1 rRNA gene is annotated in these 1,698 nt (G+C 52.8%); it reads right to left on the bottom strand.

The annotated features are described in order from the left end of the window. Nucleotides 1–10: 10 nt before the first annotated feature. A 16S ribosomal RNA gene (locus tag A9587_RS24100) occupies nucleotides 11–1,552 on the bottom strand. Nucleotides 1,553–1,698: the final 146 nt, after the last annotated feature.

Here is a 1,698-nt window from a genome sequence, read left to right as displayed (position 1 = left end):
TTCTTTAAGGTAAGGAGGTGATCCAACCGCAGGTTCCCCTACGGTTACCTTGTTACGACTTCACCCCAGTCATGAATCACAAAGTGGTAAGCGCCCTCCCGAAGGTTAAGCTACCTACTTCTTTTGCAACCCACTCCCATGGTGTGACGGGCGGTGTGTACAAGGCCCGGGAACGTATTCACCGTGGCATTCTGATCCACGATTACTAGCGATTCCGACTTCATGGAGTCGAGTTGCAGACTCCAATCCGGACTACGACGCACTTTATGAGGTCCGCTTGCTCTCGCGAGGTCGCTTCTCTTTGTATGCGCCATTGTAGCACGTGTGTAGCCCTGGTCGTAAGGGCCATGATGACTTGACGTCATCCCCACCTTCCTCCAGTTTATCACTGGCAGTCTCCTTTGAGTTCCCGGCCGAACCGCTGGCAACAAAGGATAAGGGTTGCGCTCGTTGCGGGACTTAACCCAACATTTCACAACACGAGCTGACGACAGCCATGCAGCACCTGTCTCACAGTTCCCGAAGGCACCATCCCATCTCTGGAATGTTCTGTGGATGTCAAGACCAGGTAAGGTTCTTCGCGTTGCATCGAATTAAACCACATGCTCCACCGCTTGTGCGGGCCCCCGTCAATTCATTTGAGTTTTAACCTTGCGGCCGTACTCCCCAGGCGGTCGACTTAACGCGTTAGCTCCGGAAGCCACGCCTCAAGGGCACAACCTCCAAGTCGACATCGTTTACGGCGTGGACTACCAGGGTATCTAATCCTGTTTGCTCCCCACGCTTTCGCACCTGAGCGTCAGTCTTCGTCCAGGGGGCCGCCTTCGCCACCGGTATTCCTCCAGATCTCTACGCATTTCACCGCTACACCTGGAATTCTACCCCCCTCTACGAGACTCAAGCTTGCCAGTATCAGATGCAGTTCCCAGGTTGAGCCCGGGGATTTCACATCTGACTTAACAAACCGCCTGCGTGCGCTTTACGCCCAGTAATTCCGATTAACGCTTGCACCCTCCGTATTACCGCGGCTGCTGGCACGGAGTTAGCCGGTGCTTCTTCTGCGGGTAACGTCAATGAGCAAAGGTATTAACTTTACTCCCTTCCTCCCCGCTGAAAGTACTTTACAACCCGAAGGCCTTCTTCATACACGCGGCATGGCTGCATCAGGCTTGCGCCCATTGTGCAATATTCCCCACTGCTGCCTCCCGTAGGAGTCTGGACCGTGTCTCAGTTCCAGTGTGGCTGGTCATCCTCTCAGACCAGCTAGAGATCGTCGCCTAGGTGGGCCGTTACCCCGCCTACTAGCTAATCCCATCTGGGCACATCCGATGGCAAGAGGCCCGAAGGTCCCCCTCTTTGGTCTTGCGACGTTATGCGGTATTAGCTACCGTTTCCAGTAGTTATCCCCCTCCATCGGGCAGTTTCCCAGACATTACTCACCCGTCCGCCACTCGTCAGCAAAGAAGCAAGCTTCTTTCTGTTACCGTTCGACTTGCATGTGTTAGGCCTGCCGCCAGCGTTCAATCTGAGCCATGATCAAACTCTTCAATTTAAAAGTTTGATGCTCAAAGAATTAAACTTCGTAATGAATTACGTGTTCACTCTTGAGACTTGGTATTCATTTAGCGTCTTGCGACGTTAAGAATCCGTATCTTCGAGTGCCCACACAGATTGTCTGATAAATTGTTAAAGAGCAGT

This window comes from Escherichia sp. MOD1-EC6162, from assembly GCF_002965125.1.
GTDB classification, from domain to species: domain Bacteria; phylum Pseudomonadota; class Gammaproteobacteria; order Enterobacterales; family Enterobacteriaceae; genus Escherichia; species Escherichia marmotae.
Note: the sequence above shows the minus strand (reverse complement) of the source record. Positions and strands in the feature narration are given on the sequence as shown.